The sequence below is a fragment of the Mycobacterium ostraviense genome (assembly GCF_002705925.1).
GTDB lineage: Bacteria > Actinomycetota > Actinomycetes > Mycobacteriales > Mycobacteriaceae > Mycobacterium > Mycobacterium ostraviense.
Genome location: NZ_NKRE01000001.1, coordinates 2,312,286 through 2,331,641, shown reverse-complemented (window position 1 = coordinate 2,331,641; position 19,356 = coordinate 2,312,286). Strand labels below are relative to the sequence as shown.

The 19,356-nt window shown below is 65.7% G+C and carries 16 protein-coding genes and 1 pseudogene; 5 read left to right on the top strand and 12 right to left on the bottom strand.

Annotated features, from left to right (window positions below; genetic code table 11):
* Positions 1-139: 139 nt before the first annotated feature.
* The 3 genes from CDN38_RS10665 to CDN38_RS10655 form a co-directional block, all read right to left on the bottom strand.
* Positions 140-535, bottom strand: a complete 396-nt coding sequence (locus CDN38_RS10665) for a hypothetical protein (RefSeq protein ID WP_075509549.1) — start codon at positions 533-535, stop codon at positions 140-142.
* Between the two features lie 83 nt (positions 536-618).
* Positions 619-2,076: a capsule stability/integrity protein PPE10 gene (locus CDN38_RS10660; RefSeq protein ID WP_075509550.1), complete on the bottom strand. Its 1,458-nt coding sequence runs from the start codon at positions 2,074-2,076 to the stop codon at positions 619-621.
* Positions 2,077-2,171: 95 nt separating this feature from the next.
* Positions 2,172-3,899 carry an N-acyl-D-amino-acid deacylase family protein gene (locus tag CDN38_RS10655; protein WP_099318946.1) on the bottom strand — a complete coding sequence of 576 codons (1,728 nt, stop codon included), beginning with the start codon at positions 3,897-3,899 and terminating at the stop codon, positions 2,172-2,174.
* Positions 3,900-3,966: 67 nt separating this feature from the next.
* On the opposite strand from CDN38_RS10655, the gene CDN38_RS10650 reads away from it, so the two are divergent.
* On the top strand, positions 3,967-4,500 hold the full coding sequence (locus CDN38_RS10650; protein ID WP_075509552.1) for a mycothiol transferase: 534 nt from the start codon (positions 3,967-3,969) through the stop codon (positions 4,498-4,500).
* 21 nt (positions 4,501-4,521) lie between these two features.
* Complete coding sequence (locus tag CDN38_RS10645) at positions 4,522-5,379, top strand: hypothetical protein (protein ID WP_075509553.1); 858 nt, start codon at positions 4,522-4,524, stop codon at positions 5,377-5,379.
* A gap of 64 nt (positions 5,380-5,443) precedes the next feature.
* Here CDN38_RS10645 and CDN38_RS10640 read toward each other — a convergent pair whose 3' ends face one another.
* The 8 genes from CDN38_RS10640 to CDN38_RS10605 are packed head-to-tail and all read right to left on the bottom strand — an operon-like array spanning position 5,444 to position 14,200.
* Positions 5,444-6,142, bottom strand: a complete 699-nt coding sequence (locus CDN38_RS10640) for an anti-sigma factor (RefSeq protein ID WP_075509554.1) — start codon at positions 6,140-6,142, stop codon at positions 5,444-5,446.
* Entirely contained in the window at positions 6,139-6,702 is a 564-nt protein-coding gene (locus tag CDN38_RS10635; protein ID WP_075509571.1) for a sigma-70 family RNA polymerase sigma factor, read from the bottom strand. The genes CDN38_RS10640 and CDN38_RS10635 overlap by 4 nt, the downstream gene beginning before the upstream one ends.
* Positions 6,703-6,746: 44 nt before the next feature.
* The gene (locus tag CDN38_RS10630) at positions 6,747-7,520 is read right to left on the bottom strand and encodes a DUF1295 domain-containing protein (RefSeq protein ID WP_075509572.1); all 774 of its coding nucleotides are present in this window, start codon (positions 7,518-7,520) and stop codon (positions 6,747-6,749) included.
* A gap of 17 nt (positions 7,521-7,537) precedes the next feature.
* Positions 7,538-8,818, bottom strand: a complete 1,281-nt coding sequence (locus CDN38_RS10625) for a class I SAM-dependent methyltransferase (protein WP_099318945.1) — start codon at positions 8,816-8,818, stop codon at positions 7,538-7,540.
* The gene (locus CDN38_RS10620) at positions 8,815-9,522 is read right to left on the bottom strand and encodes a DUF1365 domain-containing protein (RefSeq protein ID WP_075509556.1); all 708 of its coding nucleotides are present in this window, start codon (positions 9,520-9,522) and stop codon (positions 8,815-8,817) included. Before CDN38_RS10620 ends, CDN38_RS10625 begins: the two co-directional genes overlap by 4 nt.
* A complete protein-coding gene (locus CDN38_RS10615; protein ID WP_099318944.1) occupies positions 9,516-10,829 on the bottom strand; it encodes an NAD(P)/FAD-dependent oxidoreductase in 1,314 nt (437 codons plus the stop codon). Before CDN38_RS10615 ends, CDN38_RS10620 begins: the two co-directional genes overlap by 7 nt.
* Before the next feature lie 48 nt (positions 10,830-10,877).
* Entirely contained in the window at positions 10,878-13,784 is a 2,907-nt protein-coding gene (locus tag CDN38_RS10610) for an MMPL/RND family transporter (protein ID WP_075510479.1), read from the bottom strand.
* Positions 13,781-14,200 (bottom strand): MmpS family transport accessory protein, encoded by a 420-nt coding sequence (locus tag CDN38_RS10605; protein WP_075510478.1) that lies wholly within the window; start codon positions 14,198-14,200, stop codon positions 13,781-13,783. The genes CDN38_RS10610 and CDN38_RS10605 overlap by 4 nt, the downstream gene beginning before the upstream one ends.
* A gap of 334 nt (positions 14,201-14,534) precedes the next feature.
* Here CDN38_RS10605 and CDN38_RS10600 point away from each other — a divergent pair, with 334 nt between their 5' ends.
* The 3 genes from CDN38_RS10600 to CDN38_RS10590 all read left to right on the top strand — a co-directional run bounded on the left by CDN38_RS10600 (position 14,535) and on the right by CDN38_RS10590 (position 18,896).
* Entirely contained in the window at positions 14,535-15,221 is a 687-nt protein-coding gene (locus tag CDN38_RS10600) for a TetR/AcrR family transcriptional regulator (RefSeq protein ID WP_075510477.1), read from the top strand.
* A gap of 277 nt (positions 15,222-15,498) precedes the next feature.
* Entirely contained in the window at positions 15,499-15,921 is a 423-nt protein-coding gene (locus CDN38_RS10595) for an MmpS family transport accessory protein (protein WP_075510528.1), read from the top strand.
* Complete coding sequence (locus CDN38_RS10590; protein ID WP_075510476.1) at positions 15,918-18,896, top strand: MMPL/RND family transporter; 2,979 nt, start codon at positions 15,918-15,920, stop codon at positions 18,894-18,896. Before CDN38_RS10595 ends, CDN38_RS10590 begins: the two co-directional genes overlap by 4 nt.
* Positions 18,897-19,168: 272 nt before the next feature.
* Here CDN38_RS10590 and CDN38_RS10585 read toward each other — a convergent pair.
* Positions 19,169-19,356: pseudogene (locus CDN38_RS10585) on the bottom strand (hypothetical protein); the annotation flags it as partial.

Here is a 19,356-nt window from a genome sequence, read left to right as displayed (position 1 = left end):
CGAAAAAGCCCGGTCCCGTCATGGGGCCGGGCTTTTTCGTGCGACGAGACTGCGTGCCCGGCTAGAGAACTAAGGCAACGTAGACGCTCACCGCAGTTTCGACGCAGTGACCGCAGACTGGACACGCGCGCGGGGCACGCTACGGCGCCGAGAACACCACGCAGTCGTGGCGGCATCCCTTGGCCGCCGCGGGGGAGTCGGGTTCGGCCTCGCGGTGCAGCAGCGCGCGGGTGGGCACCACCCCCAGACGGACGGTCTCCTCACCGGCTCCTGTTACTTCGGCGCTGCCGTCAACGATCAGCGAATAGCCGCCGGGCTCACGCGGGGGCCACAGCAGCGTCACGTCGCGGCGCTGCGCCAGGTTCTTGCGGGTTCCTCCGCCGACCAGCCCCACGTCGAGGACGGCCCCGCGCAGTACCGGCTCGACGGTCACGGTGTGCGCGCGGTAGTCGTCATCGACGGTGATCAGGTAGGCGAAGGGGTAGTCGGCCAAGGCGGCGGCCAACCGCGTGAGGTCTACCTTTTTGGCACCCATGCAATCGAGGATAGGCGCCGGTAAAGACGGGCCGACGTGCGCTGCTGAGCTGGTCGGGGCCGATCGGGGCTAGCTAGTCGGGGCTAGTCTGACCGGACCGGCAGCTTGATGCCGGTGCCGGGGTCGGCCGGTTCGCGGCTGGGGTAGAAGGTCGACTTGGGGATGCCCGACCCAGGAACGCCCGGAGCGCCGCTGACCGGCTCACGGACGGGGGTGTTGCGCACAGCCGAATCGTTGCTGCCCGAGTTGTAGAAACCGGTGTACCCGCTGCCCGCGCTTCGCAGTCCGGCATTCGCCGGTGAGCCGGTGCCGGCATTGGCGCCGCCGCTGGTCGCGGCCGCGGGGTCAACTGCGGCGGGAGGGGTGATCGGCGTTGCCGCCGGGGGTGTGGCCGGGGCCGGGTTGAGCGCGTTTGCCAGACCCGGGTGCACGCCGCCCGTCTGACCGAGGGCGGAGCTGAGAATGCTCGAGCTCAAGGTCGCCGTGCCACCGGTTGCGTAGCTCGCGGAGTTGGCCAAGCCCACGTCCAAGCCGGCCGTGCCCGGCACGTTGTTTTGCATCACTGATTGCCACAGGCCCGCGCTCATGGCGCCGTTGCCGAAGCCGGTGTTGATGTTTCCCGAGTTCCCAAACCCGTTATTGAGGAAGCCCGAGTTGCCGATTCCCAGGTTCCCGTTGCCGGAGTTGAAAAAGCCGACGTTGCCGGTGCCGGAGTTACCGAAGCCGATGTTGCCGCTACCGGAATTGAAGCCGCCGAAACCGACCTGGTTATTGCCGGTCAGCCCAAACCCGACGTCACGATTGCCGGTACTGGCGAAGCCGATGTTGCTATTGCCCAGGTTGCCCACGCCGACGTTGTTGTTGCCGGTGTTGCCGCTGCCGATGTTGCTGCTGCCGGTGTTGCCGATGCCCAGGTTGCCGCTGCCGGTGTTGCCGATACCGATGTTTCCCCTGCCGGTGTTGCCGAAGCCGAGGTTGATCGCGCCGTTCTTGCCGATGTCGATGCCGAGGTTGCGCAGCACCTGTTGCCAGGGCGCCAATAGTGAGGCGGCCGCGGAGGCGTCGGCGTGGTATGCCGCCATCGCTGCCACATCCATCGCCCACATCTGCTCATAGGCGCCCTCGATGTCCATGATGGCCGGAGTGTTGAAACCCAGCCAGTTCGTGGCCGCCAGCACCTGCATCAGGCCACGGTTGGCCGCGACCACCGCGGGCTGCACCGTGGCCGCCAGCGCCGCCTCGAAGGCCGTCGCCGTGGCCGCGGCCTGAGCCGCGACTTGCTCGGCCTGCGTCGCGGCCGCGCTGAGCCACGCCATGTATTGGGTCGCGACGGCCATCATCGCCGCCGCCGACGGACCCAGCCAAGAGCCGTTGGTCAGCTCGGCGACTACCGAGCTGAACGACGACATCGACGACGCCAATTCCTCGGCCAAGCCGTTCCAGGCCCCGGCCGCGGCAAGGAGCGGTCCCGCGCCGGGACCGGCGAACATCAATGCCGAATTGATCTCTGGCGGCAACCACGCGAAATGCGGGTTTGTCACTAGCCCAAACTACCCGCCCGAGCCCCTCGACGTGGCCATTATCGGCGCGGGAAAACTGCATATCCATACCCGCTGCACAGGAACCCCCTAAGTGCTCAGGCAGGGACCGGAGCGGACCGACGTCCGCGGACCAGCTTGCCGGGTCGGGCGGCGGTGGGCACCCCGTTCTCGGCGATCACCTCGCCCGAGACGACGGTCGCGACGTAGCCCTCGGCGGTCTGGTCCAGGCGCCGCCCTCCGGCGGGCAGGTCGTATCTGATGACCGGTTTGTGCAGCCGCAGCGCGCCGTGGTCGATGACATTGAGGTCGGCCTTGTAGCCGACGGCGATGCGTCCGCGGTCGGCCAGCCCGGCCACCCGGGCCGGAACAGAGGTGAGTTCGCGCACGGCCTCGGCCACCGTGAACCGCCAGGACGCCCGGTCGCGCGCCCAGTGCGCCAAGAAATACGTCGAGTAGCTGGCGTCGCAGATCATGCCGTAGTGGGCGCCGCCGTCGCCGAGGCCGAGCACCACGTCGTCGCGGTGCAGCAGTTTGCCGACGGTGTCCAGCGAGTTGTTCTCCAGATTGCTCGTGGCGACCAGCAGCATGGCGTGACCGTCGTCGTCGAGCAGCCGGTCGTAGGCCTCCTCCATCGGGTTCACCCCCCGGGCCCGGGCGCGGGCCCCGATGCTGCCCGACGGGTCCGGCTCGTAATCGGGGCTGTCGCCCAGCGGGAAGATCCAGTCCCAGGCCTGGGCCACATACAGGATCGGATGGCCGTGGCCGGGTTTGTCGGCCAGGATGCGCGCACGCACCTCGGGCTTGCGCATCTCGGCGACCCGCTGCGCGAGCGGCAGATGCGCGATCTCCCGGTAGCTCGGGTACAGCACGAACGGGTTGGCGGACAGCTGCAGCCCGATGATCAGCCCGATCGGGCGGGGCAGCAGTTGCGCGGTGATATCGCCACCTGCAGCATTGGCCTTCTCCACCATGGTGATGGCGTCCGGCCACGTCCGGTTGCCGGCGTTGGCGACCACCAGCGTGAAGGTGACCGGCAGCCCCAAGTCCTCGGCGACGTCGAACACCAGCTGCAAAACCGGCTGATAGCCGCCGGCCGGGATGTCGGGCACGAACTGCAGCAGCCCGCCGCCGCCGTCGACCACACCCCTGGCGATCTCCTCGATCTCCTCCCGCGCGGCGTCGTAGCTGGGGATCGGCGAGCCGCTCTCGGTCTTGTGGATGGTCAGCCGCGACGACGCGAACCCCAGCGCGCCGGCCTCGACGGCCTCCTTGGCCAGGGCCCGCATCGCGGCCAGGTCTTCAGGGGTGGCCGGTTCGCGGTCGGCGCCGCGCTGCCCCATCACGTAAACCCGCAACGGAGAATGCGGCAGGTAGACGGCCACATCGATGTCGCGTTTGCGCGCCTCGAGCGCGTCCAGGTACTCGGGGAAGGTTTCCCAGGTCCACGGCAGGCCGTCGGTCATGACCACGCCGGGAATGTCCTCCACGCCGGCCATCACGTCGACGAGCACGTCGTGGTCCTGCTGGCGGCAGGGCGCGAAGCCGACCCCGCAGTTGCCCATCACCACCGTGGTCACCCCGTGCGCCGACGACGGTGTCAGCCGGTCGGACCAGATGGCCTGGCCGTCGTAGTGGGTATGCAGGTCGACGAAACCTGGGGTGACCAGCAGACCGGTCGCGTCGATCTGCCGCTTGGCGAATTCGCTGTTGACTGACCCGACCGCTGTGATGACACCGTCTTGCACCGCGACGTCGCCGACATACGGTTCGCCGCCCGACCCGTCGACGATGGTGCCGTTGCGGATGAGCAGGTCATAGGTCATCTAATTAATCTACGACCGCCGCGGCGGGTGGTGCCAGAATCCTGCGCCGGCCCGTAAAGTCGCCGGTATGGCCAGCACCGATGCCAACGATGCCCCGGCCCAGGAGCTGCTGCGCGACGCGTTCACCCGCCTGATCGAACACGCCGACGACCTCACCGACGGCCTGACCGACGACGTCGCCACCTACCGGCCGACCCCGAGCGCCAACAGCATCGCGTGGTTGCTCTGGCACAGTGCCCGCGTCCAGGACATCCAGCTGGCCCACATCGCCGGCGTGGAACAGGTGTGGACCCGCGACGGCTGGGTCGACCGGTTCGGCCTTGACCTACCGCGCGACGACACCGGCTACGGGCACAGCCCCGCCGATGTGGGCAAGGTGCGCGCACCGGCGGGCCTGCTGCACGGTTACTACTACGCGGTGCACCAGCTCACCCTCGAATACGTCGCCGGCGTGACCGCGGTCGAGCTGTCCCGCATCGTGGACACCAACTGGGACCCGCCGGTGACCGCCAGCATGCGCTTGGTCAGCATCATCGACGACTGCGCACAACATCTCGGCCAGGCCGCCTACCTGCGTGGGATCGTGCCGCAGGCGCAGTAGCTGCCGAGTAGGTTTCAAGGCGTGCGATTCGTTGCGACGTTGGTGTTGTGGCTGGCCACCACGGTCGCGCTGGCGGTAGCGGTGCCGGCGGCGTGGGCGCAGATCACGATCATCGACGAGGACGGCTACGCCGAGCTGGCCCGGACCGCCGCGGCCGATCCCGTTCTGCAGTCCGCCATGGCGGCCGAACTCACCACCCGCGCAACCGCGCTCATCGCCGAGCGCAGGGGGCCGAGCTATCCGAGCCATCCGGTCGACAGCTCGACCGTGCACGATGCCGCGGCCGCATTCACCGCCGGCCCCGCGTTTCCGCCGCTGTTCGCCCAGGCCAACCGGGTCGCGCACCGCTGGTTGTTCGGCGAGCCGCAGTCCGGCCGCACCGGTGACCAATGGGTGGTTGATCTGGCCCCGATGCTCAACGACAGCTCGATGCAGCAGGTTTTGAGCGGCTACCACGTCACGGTGCCGGCGACACTGAAGGTTCCGCTGACGGTGTCGCTGCCTGAGTCGGTGCACCAGGGACAGCTGCGGCGGCTGGCGGTGTGGGGCCCGTGGGTCAGTATCGGCGCCGCAGCATCGAGTGCCGGCTGCGCGTTGCTGATGCTGGCCACCGCGCGCCGCCGAGGCAAGGCGCTGACCAGCCTCGGCGTGTCGGCGCTGCTCGTCGGCGCCGCCGGCTGGGCGGGTATCGAGATCGGCACCCGGTATGTCAACGACGCGCTCAATCGGACCACCGGTGATATCCGGCGGGTGGCCGACGTCATGGTCGCTACGGCGGAGGGCAGCCTGCACCTGTGGCTGAACCTGACGCTGGCCGCCGGTGCGGCACTGGTGGCGCTGGGCGTGCTGGCCGCGATGCTGGGAAGTCTGTGGAAGTAGCTGCTGAAGTAGCGTCGCCAGATCGCGAGTGGCGGCCATGGCTGCCGGGCGAGCCGGCACCGTACTAACGCAGCGGCAGCTCGGCCAAGATCGCGCCGGTCGGCTGCGTAGAACCGGTGCCGGGTTCGACGGTGAACGCCAGCGCGGTCGAGTTCCCGAGGTTGGTCAGCGTGGCCTTCGTCGACGGCGCCACCGCCGCCGGGCCCATGGTCCCCGCCGAGGTCGGACCGTTGGCGCCCAGCAGCCACATCTGATAGACGGTGCCCGGGGACGGTGGCGGCACGTTGTTCATCACCAGCACGCCGGCATTGCGGTCGTGGGAGAACATCACCGTGGCGGTCCCGTTGCCCAACGGGCGGGAGACCGTCTGCACATCCGGTGCGCCCAGGACCTGCTCGGCGACCGTGGGCGGCGCCGGCGGCCGCAGCACTGTCCCCAGGCCGAACGCGCCCAGCCCTACCACGATAGCGGCTGCGGACGCGAAAACGGCCGTACGCCAACGTGACTGACGGCGGCCGGTGGTTGGCTTGACGCTGTCCAGGACGGCCGCGCGCAGACCTTCCGGCGGTTCGGTGGCCGTCGTCGCCGACACTATCGCCATCGTCTCGCGAACCGCGCGAACTTCTTCGTTGAAGGCGGCCGTCACCGCCGACGGCGCAGCGGCGACCATTCGCTCGATGTCGACTCGCTCCTCGTCGGACATCGCATGCAGGGCATACGGGATCGCCAGCTCCAACAGTCCGAAATCGGTCGGCTCGGTCATGACATACCCAGGCAGTTCCGCAGACCGCGCAACGCGTCCCGCATGCGAGATTTGATCGTCGACAGGTTGGTGGCCAGCCGGTGCGACACCTCGGCGTACGTCAGGCCGCCGTAGTAGGCCAGTTCGATGCACTCCCGCTGCGCGTCGGTCAACCCGCCCAGGCAGGCGGCGACCCGGCGGCGTTCGTCACCGGCGATCGCGGAGTCGGCGACGACGTCACTCGCCGGGTCGATATTGGCCACGCCGTAGCGTGATTCCCGCTGGCTGCCGGCTTGCTCGGCACGTACCCGGTCGACGGCGCGCCGGTGTGCCATGGTCAGCAACCAGGCCAGCGGCGAGCCTTTGACGGCGTCGTACTCCGACGCCGTGCGCCACACCTCGAGATAGATCTCCTGAGTGGTTTCTTCGCTGTAGCCCGGGTCCCGCAACACCCGCGTCACCAGTCCGTACACCCGGGTTTTGGTGTGGTCGTAGAACGTTGCGAACGCGTCGCGGTCGCCCCGTGCGATCTGGTGCAACAGGGCGCTGAGGTCGCTGCTCAGCCGTGGCGGTCCCGTCATCGACGGTAGCCTATCGTCAACCAGCACCGAAATCGCCACACCGGTCATAACTGACGCGCCGATCGCGGTGGCCGCGGCACGAAATACGCTGTCCGGCGCTGGTATTCGCCGAAACCGGGACGGCCCTTCATATACTTCTCGGTCAGCCGGGCCCCGCTCACGTCGACCAGGAAGTAGGTCATCAACAACGGCGAGACCACCGTGAGCAGCGGCACCCAGCCGTTGATGGTGATCAGCCACAACCCCCACCAGACACAGGCGTCACCGAAGTAATTGGGGTGGCGGGTCCAGGCCCACAGGCCGCGGTCCATGATGGCCCCGCGATTGGCCGGGTCGGATTTGAAGACCCGCAACTGGCGGTCGCCGAGCGCTTCGAAGACGAGCCCGACCAGCCACACCGCCACGCCCACACCGGTGACCGCCAGCAATGGCTTCGGGGTGGGCCCGGTGACCGCCGACAACTGCAGCGGGAAGGAGATGAACAGCGTCAGGAATGCCTGCAGTCCGAAGACCTTGCGCAGCACCTGAGCTGTGGTGGCACCGCGCAGCAGATCGGCGTAGCGGGGATCCTCACCCTTGCCGGCGGTCTTGCGGTACATGTGCCAGCTCAGCCGCAGACCCCACACCGTCACCAGTGCCAGCAGCAGCCACCGCCGGGTCGGGTCTCCGGTGCCGAATACGGCCGCCACCGCTGCTACTGCGATGAACCCCAACCCCCAGGCGACGTCGACGACGTTGTAGCGGCCGAGCCACTTGCCGATCAGGAATGCCGTCGAATGCACCGCGACCAGTGCCAGCGCCGCAGCGCCCGATACCAGGAAGATGTCGGTCTCGTTCACCGGTCATCCTTGCGCTCGAACGTCCACTGGACGACATCGAGGTACCCGGACCGGAATCCCGCCTCGGAGTAGGCCAGGTAGAACTCCCACATCCGGGCGAACACCTCGTCGAAACCCAAGTGTGCCAACCGGTCTCGCCGCTCGACGAACCGCTCCCGCCACAGCCGCAGGGTCTCGGCGTAGTGCGGTCGCAGCGAGGCGGTGTCGACAGTGCGCAGGCTGGTGTGGCGCTCGGTGATCGCCGCGATGGCCTGCGTGGACGGCAACAGTCCGCCGGGGAAGATGTACTTCTGGATCCAGGTGCGGGTGTTGCGGGTGGCCAGCATCCGGTCGTGGGGCATGGTGATCGCCTGGATCGCCACTCGGCCGCCCGGGCGCACCAGCTGATCCAGCGTCGCGAAATACGTTGGCCAGGAGCGGTATCCGACGGCCTCGATCATCTCGACCGAGAGTATCGCGTCATAAGGCTCATGCCCCGACCGGGCATCGCGGTAGTCGCACAAGTCGATCTGCACCCGATGGGACAGACCCTCGGCGGCGACCCGCTGACGCGCCAGCCGCTGCTGTTCCACCGATAACGTGACCGACCGCACCCGGGCCCCGCGGGCGGCCGCTCGGATGCACAGCTCGCCCCAGCCGGTACCGATCTCGAGCACCCGGCTGCCCGGTCCGACACCGGCCAGGTCGAGCAGCCGATCGATCTTACGCCGTTGGGCGGCAGCCAAATCGGGCCACGAGGCGGGAAGATCGTCGAACAGCGCGGACGAATATGTCATGGTCTCGTCGAGGAACTCAGCGAACAGGTCGTTCGACAGATCATAGTGCTCGGCGACATTGCGGCGGGCCTGATCGCGGCTGGGACCGCGCCGCGTCGGCTCGAACGCCGGCGCCAGCGGACGCAGCCACTGCAGCGGGCCCGGCACCAGGTCGGCCACCGACTCGGCGAGGACCGTCAGCACCCTGGTGAGATCCTCCGACGACCAATCACCGGCCAGGTAGGATTCGCCGAAGCCGATCAGGCCGTGCCGCCCGATCCGTCGTGCCAGCGCCTGCGGGCGGTGAACCGTCAGCGTCGCCGACGTGGCGTCGCCGGCGCCGATCGCCGTGCCGTCCGGGTAAACCAGTCGCAGCGGCAGTCGGGCGACCGCGCGACGCAACAGCCAGTCGGCGATGGCCGCCGACACCGCGGCGACCGGTCCGGACGGCACCTCGGCGACAGCCGGCCAGCGCTCGGAATCTATTGTGACCGAAGGTGTTCGGATCGTTTCGATGCTCATCGCGGTACCACTGGAACTCGACGTAACCACAACTTGATCCCCTGTATCCGGATACGGGCGGCCACCACCAACGGGGCCAACGGTGAAATGCATTGCATGAGCGCGACTTCTTTGGTTGTCGCGGGTCGTCGCGTCCCGCGAAGGTTCGCGTTGAAAACCGGGAACGCCGGGTGGTTTTCGCCGTGTAGCGCAACCGTGACGTCGACCTCGCGGCCGGGCCGTGGCGCCCGCACCACGTAGTATCCGTCGACATCGTTGAATGGCGAGACGTAGAACTTCTTGGCCGTCACCACGGGCAGGTCGGCCGGCGGCAGCAGGTACGCGTGCCGTTCCCCATAGGTGTTGTGCACTTCGGCCACCACATGGCGCACCCGGCCGTCACGGTCGTGACACCAATAGACGCTCAACGGGTTGAAGACATGCCCGAGCACGCGCGCCTGCAGCAGCGCGGTGATCTTGCCGTCGGGAACAGCGACGCCGCGATCGTTGAAGAACGCCTCCAACCGGTCCCGCAATGAACCGTGCGGCGTCCCGGTGAAGTGGTCGTCGGCGCGAAATCGGGCGAACGGTCGTAGCCACCACGGCAGCCGCGGCAGGTCGTCGACGTCGACATACCAGCTGTAGCTTCGATATTCGAACGAGTGGTGCACCGGGGCCCGTCGCGCATGGGTGATGGTGGTGCGGTAGATCGCCGGAGTCAGCATGGCACCACCTCCCTTCGGGTTGCGGCCGGCCAGTCCGCCCCGAGCCGGCGGGCCGCCCGCAGCCCGGAGGCGGCGCCGTCCTCGTGGAACCCCCAGCCGTGATAGGCCCCGGCGAACACCACCCGATCATCATCGAGTGTAGGCAATAGATGTTGGGCCGCAACCGATTCCGGTGTGTACAGCGGATGGCTGTAGGTCATCTCGGCTAGCACCGACCCGGGGTCCACCCGGTCATGGCCGCCGAGGGTGACCAGGAACCGGCGGTTGTCGTCGATGCGCATCAGCCTGCTGACGTCGTAGCTGACCACCACGTGGTCGGTGCCCGGTGTCACCAGGTAGTTCCACGACGCGCGGGCGCCGGGGTGCCGGGGCAGCACCGACTCGTCGGTGTGCAGCTGGGCCCGGTTTGTCGAATAGGGAATCGCGCCCAGCACGTGGCGCTCCCAGGCAGTCGGCTGGTCGAGTAGCAGCAGCGCCTGGTCGGGATGCACGGCGACCACGGCCGCGTCGAACTCTCGCGGGGCGTCGTGACCGGCTCGGACCACCACGCCGCCGGCCACCCGGCGCAGCGAATGCACCGGTGCGCCCGTTGACACCTCGGGCAGACGTGAGGTGATCGCCTGGACGTAGGCCGCCGAACCCCCGGTGACGGTGCGCCAGGTGGGCGAGCCGAACACCGACAACATCCCGTGATGGTCGAGGAAGACGAACAGATACCTGGCCGGGTAGCGCAACGCATCTGCGCTCGCGCACGACCACACCGCGGCCACCAGGGGAGTGATGAAGTAGTCGACGAAAAATGGCGAGAAGCGGTGCCGCTTGAGGAACGCTTCCAATGTCTCTGGTTCGTCGCCCGGTTCCGCGAGCAGCAGTCGGGAGGCGGCGCGGTGGAAGCGCAGGATCTCGGCCAGCATCAACAGGTAGCGGGGCCGCAGCGCCTGCCGGCACGCGAACAGTCCCCGGACTCCCAGTGCCCCGGCATATTCGAGGCCGATGTCGTCGGCGCGCACCGACATTGACATGTCCGACTCCTGGGTGGCCACGCCCAGGTCGTCGAACAGTCGGCACAGCGTCGGGTAAGTGCGGTCGTTGTGCACCAGGAACGCCGAGTCGACGGCTACCAGACCGCCATTACCCGTCCCGTCGTCGCGATCGACGTAGTGGGTGTGGGCATGTCCGCCGAGCCGGGTGTCGGCCTCGTACAAGGTGACTCGGTCACGTCCGGACAGCACGTAGGCGGCGGTGAGGCCGGCGACGCCGCTGCCGATGACCGCTATCGAGCGTCTCGGGGGATGTCGTTCCTGCACATCAGGTATTCGGAACCGCCGGCAGCGCGGATGGGACGGCTAACCGGCCTAATGTTCGCCGCTCATCGCCATCAGCCGGTCCGTTTGCGGCTCCTCTCCGGGACCCCTTAGTGCCGAACGGATTCGGGCCGGCCGCGAACGCACCTTCATCGGCCACCAGAACCAGCGGCCCAGCAGCGCGGCGATGGAGGGCGTCATGAACGAACGCACGATCAGCGTGTCGAACAGCAGACCCAGGCCGATGGTGGTGCCCACCTGGCCGATCACCCGCAGATCGCTGACGGCCATGGAGGCCATGGTGAACGCGAACACCAGCCCGGCATTGGTCACGACCTTGCCGGTACCGCCCATCGCGCGAATGATGCCGGTATTCAGCCCGGCGCTGATTTCCTCCTTGAACCGGGAAACCAGCAGCAGGTTGTAGTCAGAACCCACGGCCAGCAGCACGATGACGGACATGGCGAGCACCATGTAGTGCAACTCGATGCTGAGAATGTGCTGCCACAACAGCACCGACAGCCCGAACGAGGCGCCCAGGGACAGCGCCACCGTGCCCACGATCACCGCCGCCGCGACAAAGGCGCGGGTCAAGATCAGCATGATGATGAAAATCAGGCACAGCGAGGAAATCCCGGCGATAAGGAGGTCCCATTTGGCCCCGTCGGAGATGTCGTAGAAGACGGCCGCCGTCCCGGCCAGATAGATCTTGGCGTCTTCCAGCGGGGTTCCCTTGAGCGACTCCTCGGCCGCGGTGCGTATCGCACTGACGCTCGCGATTCCCTCGGGCGATTGCGGATCTCCCCGGTGCAAAATGATGAAGCGGGCGGCGTGCCCGTCGGGTGACAGGAACGACTTCATGGCGCGCTGGAAGTCCTTGTTCTTGAAGACCTCCGGCGGCAGGTAGAACGAGTCGTCGTTCTTGGCCGCATCGAACGCCTTGCCCATGGCGTTCGCGTTGTCGCTCATCTCGTTCATCTGGTCGTAGAAGCCGGCCATGGTGCTGTGCATGGTCAGCATCATGATCCGCATGCTCTCCATGCTGTCGATCATCGGCGGGAACGTCGCGAGCATCTGCGGCATCAGCCGGTCAATGTTCTTGGTATCGGCCACCAGATCGCTGAGCTTCTCGTCAACCTGGTCGAGCCCGTCCAGCGCGTCGAATATCGACCTGAAGGACCAGCAGATGGGGATGTCGTAACAGTGCTTCTCCCAGTAGAAGTAGCTGCGGATCGGGCGCCAGAAATCATCGAAGTCCGCGATATGGTCGCGCAGCTCATTGGTGATCTGCTGCATCTCTTCGGTGTCGCCGGCGATGCGGTGGGTGTTCTCGGCGAGTTGCGACATCAGGCTGTACATCTGCTGCATGATCGCGATGGTCTTGGCCATCTCGTCGGCCTGCTTGAGCATGTCGTCGATCCGGTCGCGCTGGTACTTCAGGGTCTGCACCTGACCGGCGTTTTGCATGCTGATCAGAAACGGGATCGACGTGTGGTCCATCGCCGTTCCGTCGGGCCTGGTGATCGCCTGCACCCGGGATACGCCGGGAACCCGGAAGATTCCTTTGGCCAGCTTGTCGAGCACCAGAAAGTCGGCAGGATTTCGCATGTCGTGATCGGACTCGATCATCAACACGTCGGGCTTCATCCGGGCCTGCGAGAAATGGCGTTCCGCAGCGGTGAACCCTTGGTTGGCGGGGATGAAGTTGGGCAGGTAGGCGCGGTCGTTGTAGTTGGTCCGGTATCCGGGCAGCGCGAGCAGACCGACCAGGGCGACGGCGCAGGTGGCGGCGAGAACGGGCAGCGGCCACCGCACCACCACCGTGCCGACCCGGCGCCAGCCGCGAACCTTCAGCAGCCGCTTGGGGTCGAACAGCCCGAATCGGCTGCCCACGGTCAGCACCGCGGGCCCCAGCGTCAGTGCCGCGAAGACCGCCACCAGCATCCCCACCGCACAGGGGATGCCGAGGGTTTCGAAGTAGGGCATCCGGGCGAACTTGAGGCAGAAGGTCGCGCCGGCGATCGTCAATCCGGAGCCCAGGATGACGTGGGCGGTGCCGCGGTACATCGTGTAGAAGGCGGTTTCCCGGTCTTCGCCGGCCTGGCGTGCTTCCTGGTAGCGCCCGAAGATGAAGATGCCGTAGTCGGTGCCGGCGGCGATCGCCAGTGAGGTCAGCAGGCTGACCGCAAAGGTGGACAGTCCCATGGCCCCGAGGTGTCCGAACAGCGCGACCACTCCCCGGGCCGCGGTCAATTCCACCCCGACCGTCAGCAACAGCATGACGACGGTTATCGGCGAGCGGTATACCAGCAGCAGCATCATGAAGATCACGGCGACCGTGGTGATGGTGATCTTCATCATCGACTTGTCGCCACTGTGGTGCATGTCGGCGACCATCGCCGCCGCGCCGGTGACATACGTCGTCACTCCTGGCGGCGCCGGCGTGTCCGCGACGATCTTGCGCACCGCTTCGACGGACTCGTTGGCCAACGGCTCGCCTTGGTTGCCGGCGAGATTCAACTGGACGTAGGTGGCTTTGCCGTCGTTGCTTTGCGCCCCGGCCGCCGTGAGCGGATCTCCCCAGAAGTCCTGGACGCTCTGGACATGCTTGGTATCGGCTCGCAGTTTGCGGATGAGAACGTCGTAGTACTTGTGGGCCTCGTCGCCGAGTGGCTGGTTGCCCTCCAGGACGATCATGGCGACGCTGTCGGTGTTGCCTTCGTTGAACGCCTGCCCGATGTGCTTCATGGCCTGGTACGACGGCGCTTCCTTGGGGCTCAGCGACACCGAGCGCTCTTGCCCGACTTCTTCCAGCGACGGGACGAAAACGCTGAGCGCAACGCAGATCGCGAGCCAGCCGAGAATGATCGGCACCGCGAACGCGTGGATGATCCGCGCGATCAACGGCTTTTCGGCATGGGTGCCGGTGTCGGGGTCGTTCGCGTACTTGAAGCTCACGCCGACTTCACCAGGCAGTAGGTGTAGGCATTGACCCCGTGCGAAACCTTCTCCGCCTTGACCACGCCGTCCACAGTGATCCGGCAACCGATGCTGTCGCTGTCACCTTGAGCCACAAGGTTTCCCATCACTGCCGCCAAGTTCGTGGTGAAGTGCAACGACCACGGTAGCACCGCTTGATCGACCCGTTGCGGGTCGGAATTGACATCGAAATAGCTGATATCGGCGACCGTTTCGGGTGGGCCGAAGACTTCGTAGGTGATCTGTTTGGGGTTGAACGGTTTGCTGTCGAGGTTGCTGTCGGAATAGGACTCGCGTTTCTCGGATGCGAAGAAGCCGCGAATCCGGTGCACGGTGAACCCCCCGGCGATGACCACCGCCAGGATTACCAGCGCGATCCATGTCCGCGACAGCACCTTGAAGATCTCAAGTCCTTTCGCCGGTTGGTATTTGCTACGGGCGAACCATACTCGCCCCTGATGACGTCCTTCCGAGCTTTCAACGACAGAGCACCGCGACGCGCCCGATCAGCCGCGACGCACCCGATCAGCGATGCCGGTTGCCGCGACGAGCTACTCGTCGCGGGTCACCCTGAATCACCTCGAGCACGCCATTACTGTGCCTAGCCTTGCCTAAGTAAACCATTGCGGTGCGGAGCGCGGCTCCTTCCCCGCACGGCGGCAGTGTAACGCATACCACGTGCGTAACGGCACGCTACCCGGCCGGCTTACTGCTCTCAAATCACACGATGTGCGTTATCCTCTGCCAGTGGCGCAACTGACGTTCCGGCGCGCCCGCACCGAGGAGAACAAACGCCGGCGTGCCGCGGCGTTGATGGATGCGGCGCGTTCGCTGGCATCCGAAACCGGGGTGGCGTCGGTGACCTTGACCGCCGTCGCCAACCGCGCCGGCATTCACTACTCGGCGGTGCGCCGCTATTTCACCTCCCACAAGGAGGTCCTGCTGCACCTCGCTGCCGAGGGCTGGGTGCGGTGGTCGAAGACGGTATGCGAGAGCCTGAGCGAGCCCGGCCCGATGTCGCATTCCCGGGTGGCCGCAGCCCTGGCCGACGGCCTGGCCGCCGATCCGCTGTTCTGTGACCTGCTGGCCAATCTGCATCTGCACCTCGAACACGAGGTGGATGTCGACCGGGTGGTCGAGGTAAAGCGCACCAGCACCGCCGCGGTGATCGCGCTCGCGGACGCGATCGAGAATGCGCTGCCGGCGCTCGGGCGTTCCGGGGCCTTCGACATTCTGTTGGCGGCTTACTCGTTGGCGGCCACGCTGTGGCAGATCGCCAATCCGCCGGAGCGGCTCACCGACGCCTACGCCGAGGAGCCGGACGTCCTGCCGCCCGAGTGGAACCTCGACTTCGCCTCCGCCCTCACCCGGCTGCTCACCGCGACCTGCTTCGGCCTCACCGCCGAATGTCCCTGAGCCACCGAGGATGGAGAGTTTCGTGACCAGATCACAACCGGTTGGGACTGTCGCGAGGGCGAGGTTCTGCGGCCCGCCACGGGTACGTTTAAGATACTTAGTGCAACAAACCATCTGGGTGGGATGGCCACGAACGCCGGCCGTTGCCAGCCGCCTCGGGTTTGCTCCCTGGATTCGTTCGACAAACCCGGCGCGCGCGATGGCCGAAGCGCTCGGACGCACGGTCCCGGTCTCGGCGAGCGGAAGGTGATGGGTGGCAAAGATTTCGGTCACCAACATGCTGAAGCGAGTGTGGATCCCGCTCGTCATCGTTGCCGTGGTCGCGGTGGCGGGTTTCAGTGTCCACCGCCTGCGCAGCTTTTTCGGCTATCAGGACAAGGGGCCGATCACCAGCGGCATTGCCGACGACATCAAGCCGTTCAACCCCAAGCATGTGGTGTACGAGGTTTTCGGCCCCCCCGGGACCACTGCCAACATCAACTATTTGGACATCAATGCGCAGCCGCAGCGGGCCAGTAACGTGCCGCTGCCCTGGACGCTTTCCGTCACCACCACGCTGGCTTCGGTGAGCGTCAACGTGGTGGCGCAAGGCGACAGCGACCAGATCGGTTGCCGCATCATCGTGAACGGCGAAGTCAAGGACGAAAGGTCCGAGAACGGAGTGAACGCCCAAACCTTCTGCTTGGTGAAATCGGCATGAGCGATATCCAGACGACCACCGAAAACAGTCCCGCGGACCCAACCCGAAACGAGGCCGGGAAACGGCCCTCGTTTGCCCGGATAATTCACCGCCTTGCGGTGCCGATCGTGCTTCTCTGGATCGGACTCGTCGTTGTTCTCAGCATTTTCGTACCGTCGCTGGAACAGGTCGGCCAAGACCACACCGTGTCGTTGAGCCCCAGCAATGCGGAATCGATGGTCGCGATGAAGCGCGTTGGCAAAGTCTTTCAGGAATTCAACACCGACAGCTCGGTGATGATCGTGCTGGAAGGCGACAAGCCGCTCGACGATGCCGCCCACCACTATTACGACGAACTGATCCGCAGGCTTTCCGCCGACACCAAACACGTTCAGCACATCCAGGATTTCTGGGGCGATCCGCTGACGGCGGCCGGTTCGCAGAGCCCCGACGGCAAGGCGGCCTACGTCCAGCTGAACCTGGCCGGCAACCAGGGCGAGTCGCTGGCCAACGAGTCGGTTGCAGCGGTGCGCAAGATCGTCGACAGCGTTCCGGCCCCGCCAGGTGTCAAGGCATATGTCACCGGCGCGGCCGCGCTCACCGCCGATCAGTCCACGTCCGGCGACAAAGGCGTCAAGAAAGTCACGATGATCACCTTTCTGGTGATTATCGTGATGCTGCTTTTCGTATACCGATCCATTATCCAGACGGCGCTGGTCTTGGTGATGGTCGGAATCGAGTTGATGGCGGCCCGGCAGGTGGTTGCTTTCCTGGGGCATTACAACATCATCGGGCTTTCCACCTTCGCGGTTAATCTGCTGGTGCTGATGGCGATCGCGGCCGGCACCGACTACGCGATATTCGTGCTCGGCCGATATCAAGAGGCGCGCGGTCTCGGTGAGGACCGGGAAAAGGCGTTCTACACGATGTTCCACGGAACCGCGCATGTCGTCCTCGGCTCCGGCCTGACCATCGCCGGTGCGATGTATTGTCTCAGCTTCACCCGGCTTCCCTATTTCCAGACCCTGGGTGCCCCGTGCGCAATAGGAATGCTGGTAGCGGTGCTGGCCGCACTCACCCTGGGGCCGGCCGTGCTGGTCGTGGGCAGTTTTTTCAAAATCTTCGACCCGAAGCGCAAGATGCGGACCAGGGGCTGGCGGCGGGTAGGTACCGCAATCGTGCGCTGGCCCGGACCGATCCTGGCCGTGTCCATCGCGATCGCCCTGATCGGGCTGCTCGCGCTGCCGGGGTACACGACGAATTACGACAGCAAGAAATATCTGCCGCCGTGGACCCCGGCCAATGTAGGTTACGCAGCTGCCGACCGGCATTTCTCCCACGCGAGGATGAATCCGGAGCTGCTCTTGGTGGAGACCGATCACGATATGCGCAATTCGGCCGACATGCTGGTCATCGACCGGATAGCCAAAGCCGTCTTTCATGTGCCCGGTATCGGGCGGGTGCAGGCGATCACCCGGCCGTTGGGCAGACCGATCGAGCACACGTCGATTCCGTTCCAGATCAGTATGCAAAGCACTGTCCAGGTCGAGAACATGCAGTACATGAAGCAGCGGATGGCCGACATGCTGACGCAGGCCGATGCGATGCAGCAGTCGATCGACACCATGCAGCGGATGTACGACATCATGGCCCAGACGGTGAAAGTCACCCACAACATGGACACGCTGACCCATGAAATGGTTGAGATCACCAACCAAATGCGGGACCACATCGCCGATTTCGACGATTTCTGGCGGCCGATTCGCAGTTACTTCTACTGGGAACGACACTGCTACGACATTCCGATCTGCTGGTCGCTCCGGTCGATATTCGATGCGCTGGACGGTCTTGACCAGATCGACGAGAAGCTGGCGGAACTCTCCGGCAACTTGGACCAATTGGACGTGTTGATGCCGCAGATGCTTGCCCAGCTGCCGCCGCAGATCGCGACCATGAAGACGATGAAGACGATGATGCTGACCATGCACAGTTCGATGTCGTCGCTGTATGACCAGATGGACGAGATGACCAAGAATTCGACGGCGATGGGGCAGGCTTTCGACGCGTCGCGCAACGACGACTCCTTCTATATACCGCCGGAGGTTTTCGACAACCCCGACTTCAAACGGGGTCTGAGGATGTTCTTGTCGCCGGACGGGCAGGCGGTCCGCTTCATCATCTCCCACGAAGGTGATCCGGCTACCCCCGAAGGCATCTCGCACGTCGAGCCGATCTTGAAGGCGGCCAAGGAGGCCGTCAAGGGAACTCCGCTGGAAGGCGCCAAGATCTATCTCGGCGGCACCGCCGCAGTCTTGAAGGATATGCGCGACGGTTCCAAGTGGGATCTCATGATCGCCGGAATTGCCGCCGCCAGTCTGATTTTCATCATCATGCTGATCATTACCCAAAGTGTGGTGGCGGCGTTCACCATTGTCGGCACGGTGCTGTTGTCGTTGGGTGCCTCGTTCGGGCTTTCCGTTCTGGTCTGGCAGGACATTCTCGGTTTCGAATTGCACTGGATGGTGCTGGCAATGTCGGTCATCCTGCTGTTGGCCGTCGGGTCGGATTACAACCTGCTGCTGGTATCGCGCTTCAAGGAAGAAATCGGCGCCGGAATAAAGACCGGGATCATCCGGTCGATGGCCGGCACCGGCGCCGTCGTGACGTCTGCGGGCCTGGTCTTCGCCGCCACCATGGCCTCGTTCATCTTCAGCGACTTGAAGGTGATCGGACAGGTCGGCACCACGATCGCGCTGGGTCTGCTGTTCGACACGCTGATTGTGCGGTCGTTCATGATGCCCTCCGTCGCCGCGCTGATGGGCCGCTGGTTCTGGTGGCCGCAGCGAGTGCGGACCCGGCCGGCCAGTCAGCTACTTCGGCCTTACGGCCCCCGGCCGTTGGTTCGTGCTTTGTTGCTGCCCCGCGACGGCAAGTCCGTTGACCCATCCGAAACCGCGGACACCGATCGATTCCCGGTGAGCACGCCGCACTACTGACGCGGGACGCGAACACGCGTCCGCATAGCTGGCCGCCGCACCGTTGTCACGCCGCGGAATGTCTTGAGCCGCAGCCTAGGTGAGCGCGCAGGAATGCGGAGTGCACGTGGCGCTGCCCCGTCTTGGCTCACGATGGTGTGCACGTTGTCGCGGGTCGTGGGGAGGGTGTTGCGAGGTCGGCGGCGGTGCGGGTGTGGTTGTCGGAATTCCTTGATGCGCCAACCAGTTTGAGCGTCGATCCGGTGCCGGCAGGAACCGGGCCGGCAGCCAACTCAGTTGGTTGGTGGTGGTTGGGGTTGGAAGGGGTCGTACCACCACCAGTCGGCGCGCTCGCCGGTGGGCCCAGGATAGGCTGCGACAGCGGGCGGGGGTTGGGTGGGTGGGCGTGCCAGCGATCCTGCGCTTAGTTGCCGGCCGGTGTTGTCGGTGACGGTGGGATCGGCTGCGGGTCCGGTGATGG

Bases quoted from the DNA above. Each gene is read 5' to 3' on its own strand.
- CDN38_RS10625 (WP_099318945.1), bottom strand. From the start codon at position 8,818: ATGAGCATCGAAACGATCCGAACACCTTCGGTCACAATAGATTCCGAG.
- CDN38_RS10595 (WP_075510528.1), top strand. From the start codon at position 15,499: ATGCTGAAGCGAGTGTGGATCCCGCTCGTCATCGTTGCCGTGGTCGCG.
- CDN38_RS10635 (WP_075509571.1), bottom strand. From the start codon at position 6,702: ATGACGGGACCGCCACGGCTGAGCAGCGACCTCAGCGCCCTGTTGCAC.
- CDN38_RS10620 (WP_075509556.1), bottom strand. From the start codon at position 9,522: ATGCTGACTCCGGCGATCTACCGCACCACCATCACCCATGCGCGACGG.
- CDN38_RS10640 (WP_075509554.1), bottom strand. From the start codon at position 6,142: ATGACCGAGCCGACCGATTTCGGACTGTTGGAGCTGGCGATCCCGTAT.
- CDN38_RS10650 (WP_075509552.1), top strand. From the start codon at position 3,967: ATGGCCAGCACCGATGCCAACGATGCCCCGGCCCAGGAGCTGCTGCGC.
- CDN38_RS10590 (WP_075510476.1), top strand. From the start codon at position 15,918: ATGAGCGATATCCAGACGACCACCGAAAACAGTCCCGCGGACCCAACC.
- CDN38_RS10655 (WP_099318946.1), bottom strand. From the start codon at position 3,899: ATGACCTATGACCTGCTCATCCGCAACGGCACCATCGTCGACGGGTCG.
- CDN38_RS10665 (WP_075509549.1), bottom strand. From the start codon at position 535: ATGGGTGCCAAAAAGGTAGACCTCACGCGGTTGGCCGCCGCCTTGGCC.